This window comes from Mesorhizobium sp. M2C.T.Ca.TU.002.02.1.1, assembly GCF_003997225.1.
Genome location: NZ_RZTO01001225.1, coordinates 1 through 1,226, shown reverse-complemented (window position 1 = coordinate 1,226; position 1,226 = coordinate 1). Strand labels below are relative to the sequence as shown.

2 protein-coding genes are annotated in these 1,226 nt (G+C 65.7%); both read right to left on the bottom strand.

Annotation, left to right across the window (positions count from 1 at the left end):
* On the bottom strand, positions 1-648 hold a 648-nt coding region (locus tag EOD07_RS34960), incomplete at its 3' end, for a lipid A biosynthesis lauroyl acyltransferase (protein ID WP_127238397.1).
* 20 nt (positions 649-668) lie between these two features.
* The coding region (locus tag EOD07_RS34955) for a zinc-binding dehydrogenase (RefSeq protein ID WP_164772872.1) at positions 669-1,226 on the bottom strand (558 nt) is incomplete at its 5' end.

Genomic DNA, 1,226 nt, shown 5'->3' with positions numbered 1-1,226 from the left:
GACCAGCACGCCGATATTGCCGCCCTTTTCCAGGATGGCGGCAAGTGCGAACGACGCTCCGGCGGCGGAGGGCAGCAGGGCGCCCATCGAGGAGCGGCGCGTCGAGTGTATGTAGTCGGCGAGGTAAGGATTGTTCGGCGGGCGGAACAGCGCCGTGATGTTCATGCCGAATGTGGCGGCCGCCACGGGCAGCAGCTCGAAATTGCCGAGATGGCCGGTGAACAGGATGTGCGGCTTCCGCTCGCCGGCGATCTCGACGAAATGCTCGATACCGCGAACCTCGACCCGCCCCGGCTTCGCAGCGTCCGGGTCGAAGTCGAACAGCGCGTCGAGGAAGATGTATTCGGCCGCGAGGCGGGCCATGTTGCCCCACATGTCGCGCGCGATGGCCTCGATCTCGGCGTCGCTCTTCTGCGGATAGGCAAGGCGCAGATTGTTGACCGCCACGCGGTGGCGCCCGACCAGCGGACCGACCCGGCGGGCGACGCGGTCGGCGAAGTTGAGCGCGCTGTCCGGCGGCAACAGGCGCAGCAACGAGAGCAACACGATGGCGAGCCTGGCGACCAGCCAATGCTCCAGCTGGCGCAGCCGCCGGCCGTAGCGGAACATGAAGTCCCGGCGGGCTTTCCTGAGCGCGTTGCCGACCATCCGCCTTTCCTGGAATTGCTTTAGGAAACGCGCAGGATGATCTTGCCGAAGACGTCGCGGCCTTCCATGCGCTTCAGCGCGGCATCGATGTCGTCGAAGCCCACCTCCGTATCGATGACGGGGGCGACGAGGCCGGCGGCCATCTTCTGCATGGCGTTGGCCATGTTCTCCATGCGGCAGCCGAAGGAGCCGAGCAGCTTCAGCTGCTGCTGGAAGAGCTGCATGAGGTTGACCTGCGTCGACACGCCGGAGGTCGAGCCGCAGGTGACGAGGCGCCCGCCACGCTTCAGGGACAACATCGAGCCGGCGAAGGTGTCGGCGCCGACATGTTCGAACACGACGTCGACGCCCTTCTTCTTCGTCAGCTTGCGCACGACGCCTTCGAAACGGTCCTCGCGGTAGTTGATGACGTGGTCGGCGCCAAGCGCCTTGGCCTTGTCGATCTTGTCGTTCGAGCCGACCGTGGTGATCACCGTGCAGCCCATCTTCTTGGCGAGTTGAATAGCGGCGGTGGCGAGGCCGGGACCGCCGGCATGGAAAAGGATGGGTTTGCCGGGGTCCAGCCCGGCACTGTCGAA